The organism is Sporosarcina sp. UB5 (assembly GCF_050859005.1).
GTDB lineage: Bacteria > Bacillota > Bacilli > Bacillales_A > Planococcaceae > Sporosarcina.
This window is the reverse complement of record NZ_CP125984.1, coordinates 434526-459484: the sequence shown is the minus strand read 5'-3', so window position 1 is coordinate 459484 and position 24959 is coordinate 434526. Positions and strand designations below refer to the sequence as shown.

17 protein-coding genes, 3 rRNA genes and 4 riboswitches are annotated in these 24959 nt (G+C 46.5%); of the genes, 18 read left to right on the top strand and 2 right to left on the bottom strand.

Features of this window, described 5'->3' with window-relative positions; genetic code table 11:
• Positions 1-16: 16 nt before the first annotated feature.
• Positions 17-124: riboswitch (SAM riboswitch) on the bottom strand.
• Positions 125-310: 186 nt separating this feature from the next.
• Positions 311-1189: a radical SAM/SPASM domain-containing protein gene (locus tag QM454_RS02505; protein WP_432361134.1), complete on the bottom strand. Its 879-nt coding sequence runs from the start codon at positions 1187-1189 to the stop codon at positions 311-313.
• Between the two features lie 234 nt (positions 1190-1423).
• On the opposite strand from QM454_RS02505, the gene QM454_RS02500 reads away from it, so the two are divergent.
• The 10 genes from QM454_RS02500 (at position 1424) to rrf (ending at position 16834) form a co-directional block, all read left to right on the top strand.
• On the top strand, positions 1424-2893 hold the full coding sequence (locus tag QM454_RS02500) for a nicotinate phosphoribosyltransferase (protein WP_432361131.1): 1470 nt from the start codon (positions 1424-1426) through the stop codon (positions 2891-2893).
• 13 nt (positions 2894-2906) lie between these two features.
• Complete coding sequence (gene nadE, locus QM454_RS02495) at positions 2907-3731, top strand: ammonia-dependent NAD(+) synthetase (protein WP_432361128.1); 825 nt, start codon at positions 2907-2909, stop codon at positions 3729-3731.
• A 198-nt stretch (positions 3732-3929) separates the two neighbouring features.
• A complete protein-coding gene (locus QM454_RS02490) occupies positions 3930-4880 on the top strand; it encodes an AAA family ATPase (protein WP_432361125.1) in 951 nt (316 codons plus the stop codon).
• Positions 4877-6085, top strand: coding sequence for a DUF58 domain-containing protein (locus QM454_RS02485; protein ID WP_432361123.1), 1209 nt, complete (start codon positions 4877-4879; stop codon positions 6083-6085). Before QM454_RS02490 ends, QM454_RS02485 begins: the two co-directional genes overlap by 4 nt.
• On the top strand, positions 6085-8280 hold the full coding sequence (locus QM454_RS02480) for a transglutaminaseTgpA domain-containing protein (RefSeq protein WP_432361120.1): 2196 nt from the start codon (positions 6085-6087) through the stop codon (positions 8278-8280). Before QM454_RS02485 ends, QM454_RS02480 begins: the two co-directional genes overlap by 1 nt.
• A gap of 31 nt (positions 8281-8311) precedes the next feature.
• Positions 8312-8413, top strand: a riboswitch (purine riboswitch).
• 109 nt (positions 8414-8522) lie between these two features.
• The gene (guaA, locus tag QM454_RS02475) at positions 8523-9884 is read left to right on the top strand and encodes a glutamine-hydrolyzing GMP synthase (protein WP_432361117.1); all 1362 of its coding nucleotides are present in this window, start codon (positions 8523-8525) and stop codon (positions 9882-9884) included.
• Positions 9884-9985, top strand: a riboswitch (purine riboswitch). It overlaps the preceding gene by 1 nt.
• 147 nt (positions 9986-10132) lie before the next feature.
• Positions 10133-11467, top strand: coding sequence for an NCS2 family permease (locus QM454_RS02470; RefSeq protein WP_432361114.1), 1335 nt, complete (start codon positions 10133-10135; stop codon positions 11465-11467).
• A 408-nt stretch (positions 11468-11875) separates the two neighbouring features.
• Positions 11876-13427, top strand: a 16S ribosomal RNA gene (locus tag QM454_RS02465).
• Positions 13428-13698: 271 nt separating this feature from the next.
• A 23S ribosomal RNA gene (locus QM454_RS02460) occupies positions 13699-16632 on the top strand.
• Positions 16633-16718: 86 nt separating this feature from the next.
• Positions 16719-16834 (top strand): 5S ribosomal RNA (rrf, locus tag QM454_RS02455).
• Together the 16S, 23S and 5S rRNA genes form the textbook arrangement of a ribosomal RNA operon.
• Positions 16835-17247: 413 nt before the next feature.
• Here rrf and QM454_RS02450 read toward each other — a convergent pair.
• Positions 17248-17538 (bottom strand): hypothetical protein, encoded by a 291-nt coding sequence (locus QM454_RS02450; protein WP_432361111.1) that lies wholly within the window; start codon positions 17536-17538, stop codon positions 17248-17250.
• A gap of 120 nt (positions 17539-17658) precedes the next feature.
• Here QM454_RS02450 and QM454_RS02445 point away from each other — a divergent pair, with 120 nt between their 5' ends.
• The 8 genes from QM454_RS02445 (at position 17659) to purF (ending at position 24949) form a co-directional block, all read left to right on the top strand.
• Positions 17659-18186 (top strand): DUF2179 domain-containing protein, encoded by a 528-nt coding sequence (locus QM454_RS02445; RefSeq protein ID WP_432361108.1) that lies wholly within the window; start codon positions 17659-17661, stop codon positions 18184-18186.
• Entirely contained in the window at positions 18183-18374 is a 192-nt protein-coding gene (locus tag QM454_RS02440; protein WP_432361106.1) for an NETI motif-containing protein, read from the top strand. The genes QM454_RS02445 and QM454_RS02440 overlap by 4 nt, the downstream gene beginning before the upstream one ends.
• Before the next feature lie 84 nt (positions 18375-18458).
• Positions 18459-18558: riboswitch (purine riboswitch) on the top strand.
• Between the two features lie 179 nt (positions 18559-18737).
• Positions 18738-19226: a 5-(carboxyamino)imidazole ribonucleotide mutase gene (gene purE / locus QM454_RS02435; protein WP_432361103.1), complete on the top strand. Its 489-nt coding sequence runs from the start codon at positions 18738-18740 to the stop codon at positions 19224-19226.
• Entirely contained in the window at positions 19223-20341 is a 1119-nt protein-coding gene (gene purK, locus QM454_RS02430; RefSeq protein WP_432361100.1) for a 5-(carboxyamino)imidazole ribonucleotide synthase, read from the top strand. The genes purE and purK overlap by 4 nt, the downstream gene beginning before the upstream one ends.
• 52 nt (positions 20342-20393) lie before the next feature.
• Positions 20394-20648 carry a phosphoribosylformylglycinamidine synthase subunit PurS gene (gene purS / locus QM454_RS02425; protein WP_432361097.1) on the top strand — a complete coding sequence of 85 codons (255 nt, stop codon included), beginning with the start codon at positions 20394-20396 and terminating at the stop codon, positions 20646-20648.
• Positions 20645-21331: a phosphoribosylformylglycinamidine synthase subunit PurQ gene (gene purQ, locus QM454_RS02420; RefSeq protein ID WP_432361095.1), complete on the top strand. Its 687-nt coding sequence runs from the start codon at positions 20645-20647 to the stop codon at positions 21329-21331. The genes purS and purQ overlap by 4 nt, the downstream gene beginning before the upstream one ends.
• Positions 21315-23546, top strand: coding sequence for a phosphoribosylformylglycinamidine synthase subunit PurL (gene purL / locus QM454_RS02415; RefSeq protein WP_432361092.1), 2232 nt, complete (start codon positions 21315-21317; stop codon positions 23544-23546). Before purQ ends, purL begins: the two co-directional genes overlap by 17 nt.
• A complete protein-coding gene (gene purF, locus QM454_RS02410; RefSeq protein WP_432361089.1) occupies positions 23522-24949 on the top strand; it encodes an amidophosphoribosyltransferase in 1428 nt (475 codons plus the stop codon). Before purL ends, purF begins: the two co-directional genes overlap by 25 nt.
• Positions 24950-24959: the final 10 nt, after the last annotated feature.

The window sequence follows — 24959 nt, the reverse complement described above, 5'->3', positions numbered from 1 at the left end:
ATGGTTGAAATCAATCTTCTTATCTTCAAGGCGTGTTCACGCCATTTGGAATTAGCACCATACCAAAATCGGGCTGGTTGCTGAGACTTCATCGGGCCAATCCCTCCGTCTCTCTTGATAAGAATCAAAATATAAAATTGTTAGAAAAATGATTTATCTAAAGTTATCATGATTACGAATAGATTGCAAGCTTTTCTCGTTTCTATCCTAAGCGAACTGGAATGATCTGTCACTAGTTGTCTGGGGGATAAAGGAAGTCGAATTGGAGTTCTTCCGCATGGCGTATTCCGTTCACTTCCTACATCCACATTTACTTTCCAAACCGTTTGCGATACCCGCATTTTCTACATAGTTCTTCGACTGCCACTCTTCGTGAAAAACCTTCTACAAGGTTTTTTGCTCGATCCATCTCGATAATTTCAGAGAATGAATTTTCATTAATATTCCCAAGGTTAATAACTCCCTCGCCGTCTAGACAGCAAGGAATAACCGTTCCATCTGCTAAAATACCTGCTTGATTTCTCATGCCATGGCAGAAGCCCCTCCCATCATCCTCTTCTTCATGTAACGCAGGCCACTTAAACTCGTAATCTTGATTGATGAAGATGCGGTCCGCAATTTTCACGCCTTTTCCTGGTGTGACCTTTTCTTCAATTTTGTAGTCTAAATCAAATTCATTTTCAATGATTCCTAGTAATTCTCTATTTCGTTCTCTTTCAATATTCGTCGTATTGTCTTGTGTAAGGTTCCATAATCTCAGGGACACAATCATTTCTGATTGGCTCGTTGCCTCTTTAATGAAAGAAAGAATACTTCTCACATACCCTTCCTTATCTTTCGAACCAATATGACCATCAAAACTATGGAGTGAGAAATTCATTTGTCTTAGTGCAGGCTTGTTCAGTAATTTTTCCCTCTTTTTATTAATTAATGTTCCGTTTGTTGTGATGTTCACTTTAAACCCTTTTTCGTGACTAATGTCTAACAATTGGCCAATTTTAGGATGGAGTAGCGGCTCACCTTTCACATGTAGATAAATGTAGTCTGTATGCGGTTTAATTTGGTCTAATCTTTTAGAAAAATCCTCTACAGAAATGAATTGTTTCGCCCGTAATGTTGGCGGACAAAAGCTGCAGGCAAGATTACAAACACTTGTAATCTCTAAGTAAAACTTCTTAAATTTTTTCACTATTAATTCCTCACTTCTTCTTCGACTACTTGGAACAGAATGCACTATTGTTCTATGACTATTACAGCATATTTGTTCTTAAATGGATACATACTTATTCAAGGAAACTATCGTTCCAATTATTCGTACTGTACGTCATAGCTTCTTCCAGTGGATAAAGTTATTTCCTCTTGAATTAAGGGCAAATAGTGTATAATGGAACTATCAGAAGAATGTGGAAGAAGGGGATTTGGCATGGATTTAAAATATACAGATGACAGTTTGGCTCTACATACAGATCTTTATCAAATCAACATGATGGAATCGTATTGGGCGGATGGAATCCATGAACGAAAAGCAATATTTGAACTGTACTTCAGAAGCTTGCCGTTCGGGAATGGCTATGCAATTTTTGCAGGGCTTGAGCGGATTCTCGACTACTTGAAAGAATTTCATTTCAGTGAAAGCGACTTAACCTATTTAAAGGAGGAGCTCGGATACAAAGAAGATTTCCTCGACTATTTAAAAGACATTCGTTTCACGGGTGACGTTTATTCGATGAAAGAGGGAGAGCTTGTATTTGCAAACGAGCCAATTCTCCGTGTGGAAACAACGCTCGCTGAAGCCCAACTTATCGAGACAGCGCTTCTCAATATCGTCAACTACCAGACGCTTATCGCGACAAAGGCTAGCCGTATTAAGCAAGTCGTTAAAGAGCAAGTTGTCATGGAGTTCGGGAGCAGGCGAGCACATGAAATGGATGCGGCAGTATGGGGGGCGCGTGCAGCAGTTATCGGGGGTGTGGAGGCGACGAGCAACGTACGTGCAGGTAAGCGTTTCGGCATTCCGGTTGCAGGAACGCATGCTCACTCGTTAGTTCAGGCGTATCGAAGCGAATACGAAGCGTTTCATGCATACGCCAAACGCCATAAAGACTGTGTATTCCTCGTTGATACATACAATACGCTTAAAATCGGTGTTCCGACAGCTATTCAAGTAGCAAAAGAACTCGGCGATAAAATTAATTTCATCGGCATCCGCCTCGACAGTGGTGATATTGCATTTCTATCGAAAGAAGCGCGGCGCATGCTCGATGCAGCCGGATTCCACGATGCGAAAATCGTCGTCTCAAATGATTTGGATGAGTACACGATCTTGAACTTGAAATCGCAAGGAGCGAAAGTCGACGTATGGGGGATTGGCACAAAGCTCATCACCGCTTACGATCAGCCGGCTCTCGGCGCAGTATATAAAATCGTTGCGATTGAGAATGAAAAAGGCGATATGGAAGATACAATTAAAATCTCATCGAACGTCGAAAAAGTAACGACGCCTGGCCAGAAAAACGTCTATCGGATTATCGATAGAGAGAACGGCAAGGCGGAAGGTGATTACATTACGATGCACGACGAAGACCCGACGGTTGAAAAACGGATTAAAATGTTCCATCCTGTTCACACATTCATTTCCAAATTCGTTACGAACTTCGATGCGGTTAACTTGCATACGAAAGTCGTCGAAGGTGGAAACGTCATTTACAAAAATCCAACATTGAATGAAATGCGCCAGTTCGCTCACGATAATTTGGAGCTATTATGGGATGAATATAAACGATCCTTGAACCCGGAAGAATATCCGGTCGACTTAAGCCAGAAATGTTGGGACAATAAAATGCGCAATATCCGTGAAGTACAAGACAAAGTGGATGAGTTTTCGAAGAGATGAGGAGGTGCGGACAATGACATTTCAACAGCAAGTCATTGCGGAGCTGAAAAGTATGCCGTCAATTGACCCACAGGAAGAGATCCGCAAATCGATCGACTTCATGAAGGAATATGCGATGAGAAATACATTCGTCAACGGCTTCGTCCTCGGCATATCGGGCGGACAAGATTCGTCACTCGTCGGAAGGCTTGCGCAGATTGCTGTCGATGAGCTAAATGAAGAAAACGGGACGGATCGGTACAAGTTCATTGCGGTTAGACTTCCATACGGCAAGCAGTTCGATGAAGACGACGCACAGGACGCCCTTCATTTCATTAAACCGTCATTGGTCTACACGGTCGACATTAAAGACGCAGTCGATGCGAGCGAACAGGCATTGGCAAAGGCGGGCATCCTCATTTCCGATTACACGAAAGGGAATGAGAAAGCGCGGGAACGGATGAAAGTTCAATATGCCATTGCAGCGGCGCATAGTTGTGTCGTTCTCGGGACGGACCATGCAGCAGAGGCGTTAACTGGATTTTATACGAAATTTGGCGACGGTGGCGCGGATCTTATGCCGATCTACCGATTGAATAAAAGACAAGGCCGCCAACTGATGAACGAACTCGGTGCTCCTAAGCATTTGTATGAAAAAGTACCGACAGCAGATCTTGAAGACGATAAGCCTGCATTGCCTGATGAGGTCGCGCTCGGTGTCACATATGACGAAATTGATGATTTCCTGGAAGGGAAGCAAGTTTCGGACAAAGCTTATGAAACAATTGCAAAGCATTATAAAGGATCGGCGCATAAACGTCATATGCCAATTACAATCTTCGATAACTTTTGGAAATAAACTTTTATAGTCATCCTAGTAAACAGATGAAGGAAGAACGAACTCTTCCTTCATCTGTTTTTATGTGTTTTTTTGTCAGTTCTAGTTTTATACTATTCTTAACAAGTTGTAGCCAATACATAATTACGTTATTATGAAGTTACATTTTGTTAATTTTCGGACATGTTAAAGAGAGAAGCTGGAATAGGAGGAAGAAAAATGACGTATGCACAAGCAATCGACAAAGTTCTTGGCAATATAGATAAGGTAATGATCGGCAAGCGAGATATTGCGGAGCTGAGCTTAACAGCTTTGCTTGCAGGAGGGCATGTCCTTCTTGAAGATGTACCTGGCGTTGGGAAGACGATGATGGTAAAAGCACTTGCGAAATCGATTGGCGCATCTTTTAAGCGTATACAGTTTACGCCTGATTTATTGCCATCGGACGTCCTCGGTGTCTCGATCTACAATCCGAGAGAAATGGAATTCGAATTTAGGCCGGGACCAATCGTCGGAAACATTGTGTTAGCTGATGAAATTAACCGGACTTCACCAAAGACGCAAGCCGCTTTACTCGAAAGCATGGAAGAGTCATCCGTGACCGTAGACGGGGAAACAATCCGGATCCCACAGCCGTTTTTCGTCATGGCGACCCAAAACCCGATTGAATATGAAGGAACCTATCCGTTGCCGGAAGCGCAATTAGACAGGTTTCTCTTCAAGTTAAAGATGGGGTATCCAAAACGGAGCGAAGAAATCGAAGTACTAACCCGCGCGGAAAAATTAGTGCCGATTGATCATCTAGAAACCGTCCTCACTCTCCACGAATTGGCAGAGCTCCAACAAGCGGTGAAAGAAGTAACTGTCGATCATACGATTAAAACGTATATTGTCGACTGTGCCTCGGAAACCCGCAATCATCCGCACGTCTATCTCGGCGTCAGTCCGCGTGGATCACTTGCCCTCATGAAATCATGCCAGGCGTATGCGTTTATAAAAGGGCGGACGTATGTAACGCCTGACGACGTGAAATACTTGGCACCTTTTGTGTTCGGCCATCGGATCATTCTTAGATCGGAGGCAAAGTACGAAGGAATTACTGCGAATGAAATCGTCGAACGGATCCTCACACGGGTGAGTGTGCCGATTGACCGGGTCAGATTAAAATGAAAAAAGGGAAAGAGTTACTATCGCTAACTGGCCGCTTCGCTTTCATCGTCGGCCTATTCTTTTCCGTCTACGTGTTCGCAATGTTCCAAGGTGGCAAAGTGAGCTGGACACTTCTTTATATGCTGACACCTTTCCTCTTGTATTCAATCGCTCTATTTACCTATCCAATAAATACGATAAAAGCCGAGCGTATTATCCAAACGAAAACGATTGAGCGCGGGGGAAAGCTTGTCGTTACAGTTAAACTCGAGCGGACGGTCCCATTCCCTTTATTGTATACAGTTGCAATTGAGCGATGGGCGGACCCTGCTATGGTGAGAAGTGCAAAAAATAGCACGAAGTATATTTTTTTATTCGGCTTCAAAAAAAGAGTCGAATTTTCGTATGAAATCGATAAACTTCCGAGAGGGGAACATATTGTGGAAGGCGTCGAAATCGAAGTTTCCGATTTTTTCGGTTGGATTCAAAAACGGGCGTTCCTAGAGTTGAAAGATGTCATTCTTGTTTACCCAAACACAACGTCAATTAAATACGTGCCAATTAACGCCCAATATGACCGCGGTTCGCTCATATCCCCGTTTTCGCTCGTCAAGGATACGACGATGGCGACTGGAGTGCGAGATTACCAGGCGGGAGACCGGGTCACTTGGATTCATTGGAAGTCATTCGCCCGTACGCAAAGTCTAATGACGAAAGAATTTGAGGATCGACAATCGGAAGATATTATCGTGGTGCTTGACGGCAGACAATCGGATCTGTTCGAAGAGCAAGTTGAACTTGCGGCATCCATTGTCGAGGAAGCGGCAAATCACCAGGCGAATATCGCTTTCGCATCCACGGGAAATGAAACCGTGACATTCCCATTCATCCATTCAGCGGACCAACTGCATGATGTATTTGTGCATTTGGCTAAAATTAAGCCCGTTGAAGCGGATGAAGTGAAGCCGTTGGTCTATTCATCCCTAGCAGCAACTGCCGGCAGCGTCGTTTTGGTGACTGGCAACCCTGATTGGACGTACATCCAGTCAATGATAGGTCTCGCAAAAAATACGAAATCGATTATTTGCTTTGTCCTCGTTGACGGTGAACGTGCATTGTCTTCGCATCTTCAAGAGCAAATTAAGTTTGCCGAAGCGAAAGGGATTACGATACATGCATTGAGTAGAAAACAATTTTCAGAGGCTTTTAAGGAGGTGGCTAGTTGATGAATGAAGGAAGGACGGATATGCGTTTCCTTATCCTCATGTATATACTTGCTTTCATCCTGCTTTGGGAATGGTTGTTGCCTGTAATCGAATTGACTGATACGGACTATATTGCGGTCTTTCTTTATTTCATCGGCATCTCCTTCCTTTTCGGATTGATGAAAATGAGATGGTGGCTCTCTATTTCGTTAAAGATCATCTATCTATTTTGGACGCTCCATTATATATATTTTGAAACTGTCTTTCTTTCTAGAGAAACAATATCTCTGCTCATCAATGACTTGCTTTCTAACATCGGCATTATCGCGGCATGGAATTGGGTGGACATTACAAATCCGTTCCGGACGGTCCTCTTTTTTGTCCTATTATGGATGACAATTTATTTAATTCGTCATTGGATTGAAGTGCGAAAAAGTATCCTTCTTTTCTACGCGTTGACGGTTGTATTCATCGCCGTTTTGGATACATTCAGTTCCTATTCAGCTGACGGAGCGATATTTAGAATTATGGTGTCTGGGCTTTTATTAATCGGATTGCTAACAATTTCACGCATATCCGACAAACATGGGCGGAGAATGGGTGCTCCAATGTTTGCCGCATTTTCAGTTCCTTTATTATTCGCGGTCATTTGCAGTAGCGCATTCGCAAGTTTTCTGCCAGAACGAGGGCCTGTCTGGGCGGATCCTGTTCCTTTCATAAAATCAGTCGTGCAAGGAGAAGGAATCGGTAGCGGTAGCGTCGTTTCCAAAAGCGGGTATGATACGGATGACTCGAGATTAGGTGGCGCATTTTCGCAAGACAACACAGTCGTTTTCAGTGCAACTGTTCCGAAAAAGCAATATTGGAAAATTGAAACGAAAAATACGTATACGTCAAAAGGATGGGAACAACAATCCGAAGAGTCGATGCCTGTCACTTTTCTTCCTGGCTCATTGCTTACCTTTGACGGTGCGGATAATTTGCTGGAAGGAACAGGAGTCCTTCATGCAAACATCAATATGAAAAAACAGTTGCCTTTTATCGTCTATCCATATGGCACAACTACTATCCATACGAGGACGGACGTCGTCTTGCAAAATCAGGAGGAGACTGGACAATTTTGGGTAATGAAAGATGGAGAAGAAATAGATCTTGATACGTATAGCGTTGACTTAGTCGAGCAAAAATATAGCTTAAAAGCTTTGCGCAATACATCGATGGAAGACTACGCACTTGAGACCGAAGATTTCTCCGAATACTTGCAGCTACCAGACCAATTGCCGGACCGTGTTCGCGAATTAGCGCTCACGATTACCGGAAAAGAGGAGAGCGTGTATGAAAAGGCGAAATCGATTGAACGCTATTTCGAGAGAAATGGCTTCATGTACGATCAGCAAAATGTAGCTATACCTAGAGGGAATGAAGACTATGTCGATCAGTTCCTATTCGATACGAAACGCGGCTATTGCGATAACTTTTCAACATCGATGGTCGTTATGTTGCGTGCATCTGATATACCCGCACGTTGGGTGAAAGGGTTCGCTCCTGGTGAAGGGAAGAGGAACTCAAGAGGCAAGATGGAATATATTGTGACGAACAATGAAGCACATTCATGGGTAGAAGCTTTTATTCCGGGTTTCGGTTGGATGCCTTTCGAGCCGACAATCGGATTTTCAAATATGACTGGCATTGAATATGACCTTGAAATGGATATGAGTGAACCAGAGGCACCTGTAGTAGAAGAGATGGAGAAGCCTGAAGTCGAACGGGCGGAAACTCCAGTAAAGAAAGATGAGGACAACAGGTTTATTGCCTTCTTCAACAAGACGGAAAAGTTCCTGCAAGAAAATGCATGGGTTGGCGTTGTCGGCTCTGCTTTGCTTTTATTTATCATATGGAAAGTGTATAAGCATCGTGGGAAATGGATTCCTAAACTGCTCATCAACACTTACCGAAAGAGAAAAGTAGATTGGAATTTGTATACGAAGCAATATAAGAGCTTGTTGAAGCAGCTGGATCGGTTCGGATTAAAACGAACAGATAGTATGACGTTATCCGAATATGCGAAAACGGTCGATACGTATTTCGGAGGCCGCCGGATGGGGAAGCTCACCGAGGTGTATGAACAGGGCCTGTATGGAGGGTATACGAATCGTGAAGATTGGGCAGGCTTGCAGGAAATATGGGAAGATTTAATCAATAGGACTTTCTGTTGATTTTTGCATGTCGGAGGCGTAAGATTGAAAAAAAGAATACCCGATATGCCCTCATATAAATCCGATAATATGGTTCGGACGTTTCTACCAGGCCACCGTGAATGGCTTGTCTATGGAGGCAGGACAGCTATGTCTGTTTCTGCCTGCAGTAGAACGTTGAGACGCGTGGAAAGTAGACTTTCTTACGCGTCTTTACTGATTTTTTACACGTCTTTATTGAATGATGAGGTTTCGGAAACTAAATGGAAGAGGTGGATCAATTGTCGACGGCTCCATTATTGATCGAACAGGAAAAGATTGTAGTACTGGATTACGGTAGTGCATATAACCAACTAATCACACGTACAATCCGTGAGTTGGGAGTTTACAGTGAATTACATCCTCATACCGTTACAGCAGAGGACATCAAAAATATGCAGGCTGTCGGAATCATCCTTTCCGGCGGATCTAAAGATGCTGGGCTTAGCGTTCATCCTGAAGTGTTCAATTTAGGCATCCCTGTACTTGAGATAGGCTCAAACGGCAAATCAATTGCGTTTGCTAATGAAGAAAAATATCCATATAACGAGCAATCTCATCCGGAAGTAGGACAATTGTCGGATGTAAAAGAAATGTTGCGTCATTTTGCTTTTGAAATTTGCAAAGCAAAAGACAGCTGGACGATGAAACGGTTCATCGACATCGAAGTCGAGAAGATCCGTTCGCAAGTTGGTGACCGGAAAGTTCTATGTGCACTTAGCGGCGGCGTCGATTCATCCGTTGTGGCGGCGTTGATTCATCGAGCAATCGGAGACAAGTTGACTTGCATCTTCGTTGACCATGGCCTTCTTCGAAAAGGAGAAGTGGAAAGCGTTGTAGACACATTCAGCAATCAGTTCCATATGAACTTCATTAAAGTCGATGCTCGCAAACGCTTCTTGGACAAGCTGAAAGGCGTCACGGACCCTGAAGAAAAACGTAAAGTAATCGGCAATGAATTCATTTACGTATTTGACGAAGAATCCGCAAAACTCGAAGGAATTGACTTCCTTGCGCAAGGTACAATTTACGCGGACATCATTGAAAGCGGAACAGCAACGAATGAAGTAATCAAGTCTCACCATAACGTTGGCGGATTGCCTGAAGATATGGAGTTCGAATTGATTGAGCCGTTAAAAGCATTGTTTAAAGACGAAGTACGTGCAGTAGGAGCAGAACTTGGCTTGCCTGCAGATATCGTACATCGCCAACCGTTCCCTGGACCGGGCCTTGGTGTTCGCGTACTCGGTGAAATTACGGAAGAGAAACTTGAAATTGTCCGTGAAGCGGATTGGATTCTTCGTGACGAAATCGCCAAAGCGGGACTTGACCGTGAAATTTGGCAGTACTTCGCAATTCTGCCGGACATCCGCAGCGTCGGAAAAAGAAATGAAAAACGCTCCTATGATCATGCAGTCGGCATCCGAGCAGTTCACTCAGTAGACGGCATGACAGCGGATTGGGCACGCATTCCTTGGGATGTTCTTGAAACAATCAGCACACGCATCACATCGGAAGTCGACCAAGTGAACCGCGTCGTTTACGATATTACTGCAAAACCACCAGGCACAATTGAGTGGGAATAACTAAAATTTAATAACCGTATCGTATATCTTTGGGGATATGGCCCAAAAGTCTCTACCGGAACGCCGTAAATGTTCTGACTACGATGATTGAGTTTAAGCGAAAATCGTTTTAATTTGGTTGTCAAAGGGAAGTATACGAGTATATATCGTATACTTCCTTTTTTTGTTTTTATTTATGGAGATGGATTTTCGGTCTGTTGACGCTACGTCAATGATCTAATTTCAAAATACATAAAAGGGCGGTTAACATGAAGAAATACTTTGAGTTTGAAAAGCTTGGAACGAATTACCGGAGGGAGATCATCGGAGGAATAACAACATTCCTTGCGATGGCATATATATTAGCGGTCAATCCGATTATGCTGTCATTAGAAGGGATTCCTGACCTTCCTGAATCGATGCAGATGGATAAAGGCGCTGTTTTCGTTGCTACGGCATTAGCTGCTGCAGTAGGCTCTCTATTTATGGGATTGATTGCTAGATATCCTATCGCGTTAGCTCCAGGTATGGGATTGAACGCATTCTTCGCGTTTACGGTCGTACTTACTTATGGAATTCCATGGCAAACAGCATTGACAGGCGTATTATTTTCTGGACTTATCTTTATTGTTCTTTCGTTAACAGGATTACGTGAAGCAATCATCAATGCTATTCCAGCGCAGCTTAAATATGCGGTCGGCGCAGGTATTGGACTATTCATTACATTTCTCGGTTTACAAAATGCAAATATTATTGTTGGTGATCCGAACACGCTCGTAACACTCGGTAATCTATCTGCCGGTCCTACATTACTTGCTATCTTCGGATTAGTAATTACAGTCATTATGATGGTACGTCAAATTAAAGGTGCAATCTTCTACGGAATGATTTTGACGACCATTCTAGGAATGTTTGTTAGCCTAATCGAAGTTCCGACAAAGGTTGTCGACAAAGTGCCATCCGTTGCTCCAACATTCGGTGCAGCATTCGAAGCAATCTTCAACGACCCAACATCATTGATGACAACTCAATTTCTAGTTATCGTCATCACATTCCTATTTGTCGACTTTTTCGATACAGCAGGAACACTCGTTGCGGTAGCTACACAAGCTGGTTTAATGAAAGAAGAAAAATTGCCACGCGCCGGCAAAGCATTGCTCGCGGACTCGTTGGCAACTGTAACTGGATCGGTCTTCGGAACGTCAACGACGACTTCTTATATCGAATCAACAGCAGGAGTTGCGGCAGGTGCTAGAACAGGACTTGCTTCCGTTGTAACGGGGATACTTTTCCTATTAGCGCTATTCTTCTCTCCATTATTGTTTGTCATCACCCCTGAAGTGACAGCACCGGCACTTATTATCGTCGGCGTTCTCATGGTATCGGCATTGGGGAATATCGAATGGTCGAAATTCGAAATCGCAGTACCAGCATTCTTCACAATCATTGCAATGCCATTGACATACAGTATCGCAACAGGAATCGCCATCGGATTCGTCTTCTATCCAATTACGATGTTGCTTGCAGGAAGAAAGAAAGAGATCCATCCAATTATGTATGGACTCTTCATCATCTTCATTCTATACTTCATCTTTATTAAATGAAGCTAGGTATTATAGGAAGTTAATTAGAACGGCTCTTATGGAGCCGTTCTTTTTTATACTATTAATTGAATAGGAAAAAGAACTTCTATTGAGGTGATCAATGTAAATAAAACTGATGGTAGTATTGGCGTAGCACGCTTTTCTATAGAAGGAATAACGGACGGAAAACTTTTTTAGTAAAACTGTTGACACTTCAAATAGCATTTGGTATAGTTATAAAGCAGTCGAGAGAACGACATTAATCGACAGCGAAAGACATGACATGAACCTTGAAAACTGAACAGCAAAACGTTAACAAATAAAGTTCTGGAGCCGACCCTGTCGGTGAAAAGAACAAACGAATCTTCGGATTCAAAATTGACATCTTAAATGATGCCAGCAAGAAACTCGAGCTACTCGAATTTCTCTATTATGGAGAGTTTGATCCTGGCTCAGGACGAACGCTGGCGGCGTGCCTAATACATGCAAGTCGAGCGAATTGAAGGGAGCTTGCTCCCTGATATTAGCGGCGGACGGGTGAGTAACACGTGGGCAACCTGCCCTGCAGATGGGGATAACTCCGGGAAACCGGGGCTAATACCGAATAATCAGTTCTTCCGCATGGAAGAACTCTGAAAGACGGTTTCGGCTGTCACTGCAGGATGGGCCCGCGGCGCATTAGCTAGTTGGTGGGATAACGGCCTACCAAGGCGACGATGCGTAGCCGACCTGAGAGGGTGATCGGCCACACTGGGACTGAGACACGGCCCAGACTCCTACGGGAGGCAGCAGTAGGGAATCTTCCACAATGGACGAAAGTCTGATGGAGCAACGCCGCGTGAGCGAAGAAGGTTTTCGGATCGTAAAGCTCTGTTGCGAGGGAAGAACAAGTACGGGAGTAACTGCCCGTACCTTGACGGTACCTCGTCAGAAAGCCACGGCTAACTACGTGCCAGCAGCCGCGGTAATACGTAGGTGGCAAGCGTTGTCCGGAATTATTGGGCGTAAAGCGCGCGCAGGCGGTCCTTTAAGTCTGATGTGAAAGCCCACGGCTCAACCGTGGAGGGTCATTGGAAACTGGAGGACTTGAGTACAGAAGAGGAAAGCGGAATTCCACGTGTAGCGGTGAAATGCGTAGAGATGTGGAGGAACACCAGTGGCGAAGGCGGCTTTCTGGTCTGTAACTGACGCTGAGGCGCGAAAGCGTGGGGAGCAAACAGGATTAGATACCCTGGTAGTCCACGCCGTAAACGATGAGTGCTAAGTGTTAGGGGGTTTCCGCCCCTTAGTGCTGCAGCTAACGCATTAAGCACTCCGCCTGGGGAGTACGGCCGCAAGGCTGAAACTCAAAGGAATTGACGGGGACCCGCACAAGCGGTGGAGCATGTGGTTTAATTCGAAGCAACGCGAAGAACCTTACCAGGTCTTGACATCCCGCTGACCGGCATGGAGACATGTCTTTCCCTTCGGGGACAGCGGTGACAGGTGGTGCATGGTTGTCGTCAGCTCGTGTCGTGAGATGTTGGGTTAAGTCCCGCAACGAGCGCAACCCTTGATCTTAGTTGCCAGCATTCAGTTGGGCACTCTAAGGTGACTGCCGGTGACAAACCGGAGGAAGGTGGGGATGACGTCAAATCATCATGCCCCTTATGACCTGGGCTACACACGTGCTACAATGGACGGTACAAAGGGCTGCGAACCCGCGAGGGGGAGCCAATCCCATAAAACCGTTCCCAGTTCGGATTGCAGGCTGCAACTCGCCTGCATGAAGCCGGAATCGCTAGTAATCGTGGATCAGCATGCCACGGTGAATACGTTCCCGGGTCTTGTACACACCGCCCGTCACACCACGAGAGTTTGTAACACCCGAAGTCGGTGGGGTAACCCTTACGGGAGCCAGCCGCCGAAGGTGGGACAGATGATTGGGGTGAAGTCGTAACAAGGTAGCCGTATCGGAAGGTGCGGCTGGATCACCTCCTTTCTAAGGATAATTACGGAATATGAACCTTTGGTTCATACGTTGACGTTTTGCGTTCAGTTTTGAAGGTTCATCCATTAGGATGCACTTTCGAAACTTGTTCTTTGAAAACTGGATAAAACGACATTGAAGCAACAAAACATCAAGTAATCAACCGAGTCGATCACTTAGTGATTGAACAATACTTTTTTAACGTTTACCAAAGTATATCGCTATACCGAGGTAAACACCCGAGGGTTTTGAGAAGCGAATAGCTTTTTGAAATCTGTATAAAGGTTAAGTTAGAAAGGGCGCACGGCGGATGCCTTGGCACTAGGAGCCTATGAAGGACGGCACTAACACCGATATGCTTCGGGGAGCTGTAAGTAAGCTGTGATCCGAAGATTTCCGAATGGGGAAACCCACTGCCCGTAATGGGGTAGTACGTTTACGTGAATACATAGCGTAAACGAGGCACACCCGGAGAACTGAAACATCTAAGTACCCGGAGGAAGAGAAAGAAACATCGATTCCCTTAGTAGCGGCGAGCGAAACGGGAAGAGCCCAAACCAGGAAGCTTGCTTCCTGGGGTTGTAGGACACTCTATACGGAGTTACAAAGGGACGGATTAGACGAAGAGGCCTGGAAAGGTCTGCCATAGCGGGTAATAGCCCCGTAGTCGAAAGTCCGTCCCCTCCAGAGTGGATCCTGAGTACGGCGGAACACGTGAAATTCCGTCGGAATCCGGGAGGACCATCTCCCAAGGCTAAATACTCCCTAGTGACCGATAGTGAACCAGTACCGTGAGGGAAAGGTGAAAAGCACCCCGGAAGGGGAGTGAAATAGAACCTGAAACCGTGTGCCTACAAGTTGTCAGAGCCCGTTAATGGGTGATGGCGTGCCTTTTGTAGAATGAACCGGCGAGTTACGATTCCATGCAAGGTTAAGCAGCGAATGCGGAGCCGCAGCGAAAGCGAGTCTGAATAGGGCGAATGAGTATGGGGTCGTAGACCCGAAACCAGGTGATCTACCCATGTCCAGGGTGAAGGTAAGGTAACACTTACTGGAGGCCCGAACCCACGTACGTTGAAAAGTGCGGGGATGAGGTGTGGGTAGCGGTGAAATTCCAATCGAACCTGGAGATAGCTGGTTCTCTCCGAAATAGCTTTAGGGCTAGCCTCAAACGAAAGAATCTCGGAGGTAGAGCACTGTTTGGACTAGGGGCCCATCCCGGGTTACCGAATTCAGACAAACTCCGAATGCCGATGATTTATGTTTGGGAGTCAGACTGCGGGTGATAAGATCCGTAGTCGAGAGGGAAACAGCCCAGACCGCCAGTTAAGGTCCCCAAGTATCTGTTAAGTGGAAAAGGATGTGGCGCTGCCCAGACAACCAGGATGTTGGCTTAGAAGCAGCCACCATTTAAAGAGTGCGTAATAGCTCACTGGTCGAGTGGCGCTGCGCCGAAAATGTACCGGGGCTAAACAGATCACCGAAACTGCGGATTGACACCTATGGTGTCAGTGGTAGGAGAGCGTTCCAAGGGCGTCGAAGCTAGACCGTAAGGACTGGTGGAGCGCTTGGAAGTGAGAATGCCGGTATGAGTAGCGAAAGAAGGGTGAGAATCCCTTCCACCGAATGCCTAAGGTTTCCTGAGGAAGGCTCGTCCGCTCAGGGTTAGTCGGGACCTAAGTCGAGGCCGAAAGGCGTAGACGATGGACAACAGGTTGATATTCCTGTACCACCTCCCCGCCGTTATCAGCAATGGGGGGACGCAGAAGGATAGGGTGAGCGCGCTGTTGGTTATGCGCGTCCAAGCAGTGAGGTGTGAAACGAGGCAAATCCCGTTTCTATAACATTGAGCTGTGATGGCGAGGGGAATTATCCCCGGAGTCCCTGATTTCACACTGCCAAGAAAAGCCTCTAGCGAGGCGGGAGGTGCCCGTACCGCAAACCGACACAGGTAGGCGAGGAGAGAATCCTAAGGTGATCGAGAGAACTCTCGTTAAGGAACTCGGCAAAATGACCCCGTAACTTCGGGAGAAGGGGTGCTCTGGTAGGGTGTTAAAGCCCGAGAGAGCCGCAGTGAATAGGCCCAGGCGACTGTTTAGCAAAAACACAGGTCTCTGCAAAACCGTAAGGTGACGTATAGGGGCTGACGCCTGCCCGGTGCTGGAAGGTTAAGAGGAGAGGTCAGCGCAAGCGAAGCTTCGAATTGAAGCCCCAGTAAACGGCGGCCGTAACTATAACGGTCCTAAGGTAGCGAAATTCCTTGTCGGGTAAGTTCCGACCCGCACGAAAGGCGTAACGATCTGGGCACTGTCTCAACGAGAGACTCGGTGAAATTATAATATGCGTGAAGATGCGCATTACCCGCGACAGGACGGAAAGACCCCGTGGAGCTTTACTGTAGCCTGATATTGAATTCCGGTGCAGCCTGTACAGGATAGGTAGGAGCCTTGGAATCCGGAGCGCCAGCTTCGGAGGAGGCAATGGTGGGATACTACCCTGGCTGTATTGGACTTCTAACCCTTGCCCGTGATCCGGGCAGGAGACAGTGTCAGGTGGGCAGTTTGACTGGGGCGGTCGCCTCCTAAAGTGTAACGGAGGCGCCCAAAGGTTCCCTCAGAATGGTTGGACATCATTCGTAGAGTGCAAAGGCATAAGGGAGCTTGACTGCGAGACCTACAAGTCGAGCAGGGTCGAAAGACGGGCTTAGTGATCCGGTGGTTCCGCATGGAAGGGCCATCGCTCAACGGATAAAAGCTACCCCGGGGATAACAGGCTTATCTCCCCCAAGAGTCCACATCGACGGGGAGGTTTGGCACCTCGATGTCGGCTCATCGCATCCTGGGGCTGTAGTCGGTCCCAAGGGTTGGGCTGTTCGCCCATTAAAGCGGTACGCGAGCTGGGTTCAGAACGTCGTGAGACAGTTCGGTCCCTATCCGTCGCGGGCGCAGGAAATTTGAGAGGAGCTGTCCTTAGTACGAGAGGACCGGGATGGACATACCGCTGGTGTACCAGTTGTCTTGCCAAAGGCATCGCTGGGTAGCTATGTATGGACGGGATAAATGCTGAAAGCATCTAAGCATGAAGCCCCCCTCAAGATGAGATTTCCCATTACATTTGTAAGTAAGATCCCTCAAAGAAGATGAGGTGGATAGGTCCGGGGTGGAAGCGTGGCGACACGTGCAGCTGACGGATACTAATCGATCGAGGACTTAACCTTATTAGTTAATTAAGTACGGTTGAACTTGAAGTTCGGCAACAATGTTAGTTTTATCCGGTTTTGAACGAACAAGTATCGTTCAATTGTCTGGTGACGATGGCGAAGAGGTCACACCCGTTCCCATACCGAACACGGAAGTTAAGCTCTTCAGCGCCGATGGTAGTAGGGGGCTTCCCCCTGTGAGAGTAGGACGCCGCCAGGCCAAGGCCATTCCCTGTGGGGGATGGTTTTTTTATGTTTAAAAATCCGAAGGATTTATATCTTTGAAAAGTAATGGGTTTTACTTTAACGATAAAAGTTAAGCTCTTCAGCGCCGATGGTAGTAAGGCGGCGAAGCCGCTTTGCGTAATTTACGCCAACGGTGTAAATTACGCAGGGAATAGGCTTCCCCCTGTGAGAGTAGGACGCCGCCAGGCCAAGGCCATTCCCTGTGGGGGATGGTTTTTTTGTGTTTATAAATATTTTTTCTCAATAACAACTGCTTAAATTGTTAAAGGCATTTGGCGCGAGTTGGTTTGTGTTAACTTATGTTGTGTGGCCGCGATCAATGTTACGTGGAAGGATTTTATGTTTCAAAATGGTTTAGAATGTCGCGCGAAGATGCTTTTACCAAACTCAAATCCCTCCAGCGCTCAAAGCAATCTGCTCCGCGCTCAAAGCAATCCCTCGCGCGCCCAAAGCAAGCTGCTCCGCGCCCAAAGCAATCCCTCGCACGCCCAAAGCAATCTGCTCCGCGCCCAAAACAATCCCCCGCGCGCCCAAAGCAAGCCGCTTCGCGCCCAAAGCAAGCCGCCTCGCGCCCAAAGCAAGCCGCTCCACGCCCAAAGCAAGCTGCTCCGCGTCCAAAGCAATTAGCGCGTCCAAAGCAAGCCGCTCCGCGCCCAAAGCAAGCTGTTCCGCGTCCAAAGTAATCCCCCGCACATACAAATCAAGCTACATATAAATTCCTCAACAACATTCCCTTGAAATACATTGCTCCTCACGATACGATGGAGGTCACCTAGTCATCAGGAGGTTTGCTGAAGTATGAAAATGGTATTAATTATATTTGTCATTAACATCGTGTATGTATCTTTCTTTACTATTAGGATGATTCTTACTCTGAAGGGGTATCGTTATGCTGCTGCCTTCGTGAGCATGATAGAGATTGTCATTTATATTGTAGGTCTTGGATTAGTATTGGATAATCTAAACGAAATACAAAATATTATCGCGTATGCGCTCGGGTATGGAATGGGCGTCATCATCGGGTCGAAGATTGAGGAGAAAATGGCGCTCGGTTATATTACAGTGAATGTCATTACCGCGGGCGTCGATTTTGAGATGCCGAGGCTGCTGCGGGAAAAAGGGTATGGCGTAACGGATTGGTCTGCGCATGGATTGGAAGGTAGCCGTTCGGCGATGCAAATTTTGACACCCCGTAAAGATGAATTGAAGCTTTATGAAACGATTAAACAGATTGATCCGAAGGCGTTTATTATTGCGTATGAGGCAAGGACGATTCATGGAGGCTTCTGGGTGAAGTCGGTGAGGAGAGGGAATTTGTTTAAATGAGTGCAAAAAAGAAAACGGTATGGTTTGAAGTTGAGGAAGGCGAGTCGATTGAGGATTGCTTAAAGCGATTGGCTGCAGCTGGTTATCGTGTAGCGGGTCGGATGGAGGAACCGGTCTTCATGGAAAAGGACGGCGAGTATGTCCCAATCCGACAACTTATTAAGTTTAAAGGGATTCTTGATGAATAAATTGTCTTTTATACGAACGTTGGACATGCTTAATTGTCTATCGTTCGTATTTTTTATTGACGTATTCTGGCTCAATTGTTACACTGAGTGTAGTTAGAAAACCCACATATATGCTGAAGGATTGGCTTCAGCGTTTCTACCAGGACACCGTAATGTCCGGACTATGCGGGAAAGCGATTTTTAGGATTAGCGAAGGGTGTGCCATATCGAATGGATACGTTCATCTTGAGCATGTTAAATATCCTTGAATGAACTGCTTTCCATGCATTTGGATAGTAGTTTATTCAAGGAATTTTTTATTGAAAAGATCATGAAGGAAAATTCTTCAGCAGTCTACTATATTGCCAAAGGAGCAGATTATCTATGGGACCGAAAGTCGGCGTAATCATGGGGAGTAAAAGCGATTGGGAAACGATGAAGCATGCTTGCGACATATTGGACGAGTTGGGCGTTGACTATGAAAAGAAGGTCGTGTCAGCGCATCGTACACCGGATTTTATGTTCGAATATGCGGAACAAGCACAGGATCGTGGAATTGAAGTGATTGTCGCTGGTGCAGGTGGCGCTGCCCATCTTCCAGGAATGGTCGCTGCGAAAACGTTGTTGCCTGTTATAGGTGTTCCTGTTCAATCGAAGGCGTTGAATGGAATGGATTCATTGCTTTCCATCGTTCAAATGCCGGGCGGAGTTCCAGTTGCTACTGTATCGATTGGCAAGGCTGGTGCGACGAATGCCGGTTTGCTTGCGGCTCAGTTGTTAGCTGTACACGATTCTAATCTGCTCGGTCGTCTTGAAGCGCGTCGGGAAAAAATGCGAGATGTAGCATTGGAAAGCAGTGGTGAGTTGCATTGAAGACAATTTTACCTGGGCAGACAATCGGAATTATCGGCGGAGGACAGCTTGGCCGCATGATGGGGCTTGCCGCAAAGGAAGCGGGATTCAAGATTGCCGTGCTCGATCCGACGATGGATTCCCCATGCGGACAAATTGCCGATATCCGAATCGTCGCACCGTATGACGATGAGGCTGCACTGGAGGAGCTTGGCGAAGTGAGTGATGTCATAACGTATGAATTTGAAAACATCGATTATGAAGGTCTTGAGCGCCTTAGTCAGATTGCATATGTTCCTCAAGGAGCTGAACTTGTACGAATTACGCAAAACCGGATCGCGGAAAAAGCAGAAATTAAGGCATCCGGTGCTCCAGTAGCAAATTATGTAGCTGCCGATTCATTCAGTGAGTTAATACAAGAAATTGAAAAGGTCGGCTTCCCATGTATCGTGAAAACTGCTTTCGGTGGCTATGACGGAAAAGGGCAAGTGAAGCTTGAGTCAGCTAATGATCTTGAGCTAGCAGAACCGCTATTTGCCCATTCAGCTTGCATTGCGGAAGCGTTCGTCCCATTCAAGACGGAAATATCCGTCATTATCCAGCGCAATCCGGCGGGAGAGTCGTATTGCCTCCCGGTCGCTGAAAATATTCATAAGCATCATATATTGCATGAATCAATCGTCCCTGCAAGGGTTGCTCCATCGGTTATCGCAAAAGCGGAAGATGCGGCGAAAAAAATCGCAAATCACTTGGAACTTGTAGGGACGCTTGCTGTTGAAATGTTCGTGCTCGAAAACGATGAAATAGTCATCAATGAGCTTGCACCGCGTCCGCATAATTCGGGCCACTATTCGATTGAAGCGTGCAATGTATCCCAGTTCCATCAGCATATCCGTGCGGTGTGCGGCTGGCCGCTTCGAAAACCGGAGCTATGGTCACCGTCCATCATGGTGAATGTGCTCGGGGAGCATGTCGTGCCGTTAAAGAAAGTGATTACGGGGTATCCTAATTGGTCGGTCCATCTGTACGGGAAGGCCGAGGCGAAAGAGAAACGGAAGATGGGGCATGTAACCATCATGACCGATAATATAGAGAAGACGCTAGAAGAAATTGATTCGACAGGCATTTGGGCTTGAAATACTATACTAATTCGATGACAAACTTACATCCATTCAGGAGGAAATTGACATGACAAAAGTGAACGTTTACGTAACATTACGCGAAAGTGTTGTTGATCCACAAGGAATTGCGGCGCAGGAGGCACTCCAAACTATGGGGTTCAATGAAGTCGAAAACGTACGTATCGGTAAACTGATCGAACTTGAGCTAGCAGGAACGTCGAGTGAAATCGAAACGCGTGTGAAAGAAATGTGCGATCAGCTTCTTGTCAATAAAGTGATTGAGGACTATAGCTTTGAAATCGGGGAGGTTGCGGGCAAATGAGGTTCGCTGTTTTAAGTTTCCCGGGGTCCAGCTGTGATGTGGACATGTATCATTCCCTTTTGGATATCGTTGGCGTAGGTGTAGAAATCGTCAACCATCAGGACGCAAATTTGGATAACTTCGATGCGGTCGTCATTCCGACAGGTGCTTCTTACGGTGATTATTTACGTCCGGGAGCACTTGCACAAAGCTCTAAGTCGATTGAAAGCTTAAAGGCATTCGCCGCTTCCGGCAAGCCTGTGCTTGGTGTAGGAAATGGTTTCCAGATTCTTGCCGAAGCTGGAATCCTTCCGGGAGCGTTCTTACGGAATAAAGGATTGAAATTCAGAAGTGGCAATGCGCAACTCACTGTTCAAAACTCGTCATCTACATTTACGAGCAATTACGAACAAGAACAACGAATTACGCTTCCATTCGCCCATGAATTCGGCAATTATTACGTTGATACGGATACTGCAACACAATTGAAAGAACAGAATCGAATCGTCTTTACATATGAAGACGGCAATCTTGACGGTAGCGTGGACAAAATCGCAGGCGTGTTGAATGAACAAGGGAATGTCCTCGGTATGATGCCACTTCCTGAACGTGCGGTCGAGGAAATGATCGGTGGAACGGACGGTTTGCCTTTATTTCAATCAATATTGAAGAACTGGAGTGAGAAGAATGCCAATCATGCATGAACCAACAGCTCAGCAAGTTAAAGATGAAAAACTATATCGCCAAATGGGAATGACCGATGAGGAGTTTGATCGTGCAGTCGAAATGATCGGACGTCTTCCGAACTATACGGAAACAGGATTGTTTTCGGCGATGTGGTCGGAGCATTGTTCTTATAAAAGTTCGAAACCTGTATTGCGCAAATTCCCAACAGAAGGCGCACGTGTGTTGCAAGGGCCTGGGGAAGGAGCAGGTATTGTCGATATCGGGGATAATCAAGCAGCAGTTTTCAAAATGGAATCACATAACTCTCCATCTGCTATCGAACCGTTCATCGGTGCGGCAACAGGAGCAGGCGGTATTATCCGTGACGTATTTTCAATGGGCGCGCGTCCAGTCGCTCTTGTGAACTCGATGCGTTTCGGTGATTTGACGGATGAGCGTGACCGTTATTTATTCGAACAGGCTGTTGCGGGAATCGCGAGCTATGGAAATACGATCGGAATTCCGACAGTTGCAGGTGAAGTTCAGTTCGATAATTGTTATTCAAAACGTCCACTCGTCAATGCGATGGCTGTCGGTCTGTTGAATCATGAAGATATTCAAAAAGGTCTTGCATCCGGAGTCGGCAATACAGTGTTGTACGTAGGTGCGAAGACGGGCCGGGACGGAATTCACGGAGCAACGATGTCTTCTACTGAAGTTGCGGTTGATAAAGAAGAAGAGCTTCCAGTCATGCAGGCGGGGGATCCGTATCTCGAGAAGCTCCTTATGGAAGCGTGCCTTGAATTAGTGAAGTCAGATGCATTAATCGGTATACAAGATATGGGTGCAGCAGGACTTACTTCGTCATCAGCGGAAATGGCTTCAAAAGCGGGCTACGGTGTGGAATTGAACTTGGATCTCGTTCCGCAACGTGAAGAAGGTATGACTGCGTATGAAATGATGCTTTCCGAGTCGCAAGAGCGAATGCTCGTCGTCGTAAAGCAAGGTCGTGAGCAAGAAATCATCGACTTGTGTAAGAAATATGGGCTTGAAGCAGTGGCGATCGGAAAAGTGACGGAAGACAAAATGCTTCGCCTTACACATAAAGGTGAAGTTGTCGCGGAAATTAATGCAGATATTCTTGCTGAGGACGCACCTGTCTATTATAAAAAATCGGAAGAGCCTGCTTACTTTAGGGAGTTCCAAGCGATGGACAATGAAGAACCAGCTGTCGGCGACTTGAAGGAGACGTTGTCCGCGTTATTGCAACGTCCGACAATCGCATCGAAAGAGTGGGTATATAGCCAATTCGATTCGCAAGCTAGAACGAATACAGTCGTAGCACCTGGTTCTTCTGCTGGTGTCATCCGTGTTCGCGGCACGAATAAAGGCCTCGCGATGACGGCGGATTGTAACTCTCGCTATATTTACCTCGATCCTGAAACAGGCGGAAAGATTGCAGTTGCAGAAGCAGCTCGTAACTTAATCTGCTCAGGCGCAGAACCAATTGCAGCAACGGATTGCCTAAACTTCGGTAGCCCTGATAAGCCAGAAGTGTTCTGGCAAATTGAGAAATCGGCAGATGGTATTGCAGCTGCGTGCCGGACGTTGAATGCGCCAATTATCGGCGGAAACGTGTCGATGTCGAACGAAGTGAACGGGGTTCCGGTTTATCCGACTCCGACGATGGGCTTAGTTGGGCTTGTGCATGATCTGTCACAAGTAACGACGACTTCATTTAAACAAGCAGGAGACGCAATCTACTTGATCGGCGAAGCAGCGACGGAATTCGGCGGTAGCGAGCTTCAACAAATGATTCATGGCAAGATTTTCGGCAAAGTGCCTGCGATCGATCTTGAAGTGGAAGCATCTCGTCAGCAAGCGCTTCTGAAAGCAATTCAAAGCAAGCTCGTTCAATCGGCGACTGATTTGTCGGAAGGCGGTTTCGCTGTTGCGCTTTGCGAGAAGGCATTCGATGCAGAAGGTCTTGGCGCAGAAGTAACTGTAACAGGTTCAGCGGTAACGGCGTTATTCAGTGAAACGCAATCCCGCTTCCTTGTGACAGTGAAAGAAGAGCTGACGACTGCGTTTGAAGCGATCGTTCAAGATGCAGTGAAAATCGGTACAGTTACGAATGAAGAAAAAATCGTCATTACTGGCGATAACGATACAGTTTTAATTGACGGGACGGTGGAAGAATTCCGTTCTGCTTGGAAAGGGGCAATTCCATGCTTGCTGAACTCAGAGGCCTGAACGAAGAATGCGGCGTGTTCGGCATTTGGGGGCATGAAGATGCAGCGCAACTAAGCTATTACGGCTTGCACGCGCTGCAGCACCGCGGCCAGGAAGGCGCAGGAATCGTCACGAAGAATGGTAAAGGGTTTCATGTCGTGAAAGGCGAAGGCCTTGTGAATGATGTGTTTTCCGGTGACGCGTTGAAAGGATTAACGGGGCGTTCCGCTATCGGACAAGTCCGCTACACGACGGAGGAAGGGCGAGGCGCAGAAAATGTGCAGCCGCTCGTCTTCCGTTCCATGACGGGCAGTTTGGCAATCGCGCATAACGGAAACTTAGTTAACGCAGCCGATTTGAAAGAAAGTCTTGAAAAGCAGGGCAGCATCTTTCAAACGACGTCCGATACGGAAGTACTCGCTCATTTAATTAAACGAAGTAGCAGTGGTTCATTGACACAGCGAGACAGAGTGAAAAAAGCGCTATCGATGTTAAAAGGTGCTTTCGCATTCGTCATCTTGACGGAAGACGGTTTACTCGTCGCGCAAGATCCGAATGGATTGCGTCCGTTGTCCCTCGGGAAGCTTGGGGATGCATGGGTTGTTGCATCCGAAACGTGCGCGTTCGATTTAATCGGTGCGGAAACAATCCGATCGGTTGAACCTGGTGAATTAATTATCATTAACGAAAAAGGCTTACATTCCGATCGATTCGCGGAAGCTGCGGACCGTTCAATTTGCTCGATGGAATATGTCTATTTTTCGAGGCCGGATTCAGATATTGACGGCATTAATATCCATATGGCACGAAAACGGTGTGGGAAGCAGCTTGCAAGGGAAGTGAAAATTGAAGCGGATGTCGTAACGGGTGTACCCGATTCGAGCATTTCTGCGGCAATCGGATTTTCGGAAGAAAGCGGTATTCCGTATGAACTCGGGTTAATTAAAAATAGGTATGTAGGCAGGACGTTCATCCAACCGACGCAAGAGATGCGTGAAAGAGGCGTGAAGATGAAACTTTCACCGGTGCATCAAGTCGTCGAAGGGAAACGGGTTGTCATGGTAGACGATTCAATTGTCCGTGGGACGACGTCGAAACGAATCGTTAACATGCTGAAGGAAGCCGGTGCGAAAGAGGTCCATGTCGTTATTGCGGCACCTCCGCTCGTAAGTCCGTGCTTCTACGGCGTCGATATTAGTACAGATTCCGAATTGATTGCGACAGGGCGTTCTGTAGAAGAAGTGCGGGAAATAATTGGCGCAGATTCTTTGACGTTCCTTTCGGTGGAAGGAATGCTAGAGGCGATCGGCAGACCGTCTGAAATGAAAAACTGCGGACAATGTCTAGCGTGCTTTACGGGTGAATACCCGACAGAAATCTTTGCGGATACAGTATTACCGCACGAAAAAGAAATCGGGCGATAAGGAGGAGTTC

Bases quoted from the DNA above. Each gene is read 5' to 3' on its own strand.
- QM454_RS02440 (WP_432361106.1), top strand. From the start codon at position 18,183: ATGAGTGCAAAAAAGAAAACGGTATGGTTTGAAGTTGAGGAAGGCGAG.
- nadE (WP_432361128.1), top strand. From the start codon at position 2,907: ATGACATTTCAACAGCAAGTCATTGCGGAGCTGAAAAGTATGCCGTCA.
- purS (WP_432361097.1), top strand. From the start codon at position 20,394: ATGACAAAAGTGAACGTTTACGTAACATTACGCGAAAGTGTTGTTGAT.
- guaA (WP_432361117.1), top strand. From the start codon at position 8,523: ATGGAAGAGGTGGATCAATTGTCGACGGCTCCATTATTGATCGAACAG.
- purQ (WP_432361095.1), top strand. From the start codon at position 20,645: ATGAGGTTCGCTGTTTTAAGTTTCCCGGGGTCCAGCTGTGATGTGGAC.
- QM454_RS02490 (WP_432361125.1), top strand. From the start codon at position 3,930: ATGACGTATGCACAAGCAATCGACAAAGTTCTTGGCAATATAGATAAG.
- QM454_RS02470 (WP_432361114.1), top strand. From the start codon at position 10,133: ATGAAGAAATACTTTGAGTTTGAAAAGCTTGGAACGAATTACCGGAGG.
- QM454_RS02485 (WP_432361123.1), top strand. From the start codon at position 4,877: ATGAAAAAAGGGAAAGAGTTACTATCGCTAACTGGCCGCTTCGCTTTC.
- purF (WP_432361089.1), top strand. From the start codon at position 23,522: ATGCTTGCTGAACTCAGAGGCCTGAACGAAGAATGCGGCGTGTTCGGC.
- QM454_RS02445 (WP_432361108.1), top strand. From the start codon at position 17,659: ATGAAAATGGTATTAATTATATTTGTCATTAACATCGTGTATGTATCT.
- QM454_RS02480 (WP_432361120.1), top strand. From the start codon at position 6,085: ATGAATGAAGGAAGGACGGATATGCGTTTCCTTATCCTCATGTATATA.
- QM454_RS02500 (WP_432361131.1), top strand. From the start codon at position 1,424: ATGGATTTAAAATATACAGATGACAGTTTGGCTCTACATACAGATCTT.
- purL (WP_432361092.1), top strand. From the start codon at position 21,315: ATGCCAATCATGCATGAACCAACAGCTCAGCAAGTTAAAGATGAAAAA.
- purE (WP_432361103.1), top strand. From the start codon at position 18,738: ATGGGACCGAAAGTCGGCGTAATCATGGGGAGTAAAAGCGATTGGGAA.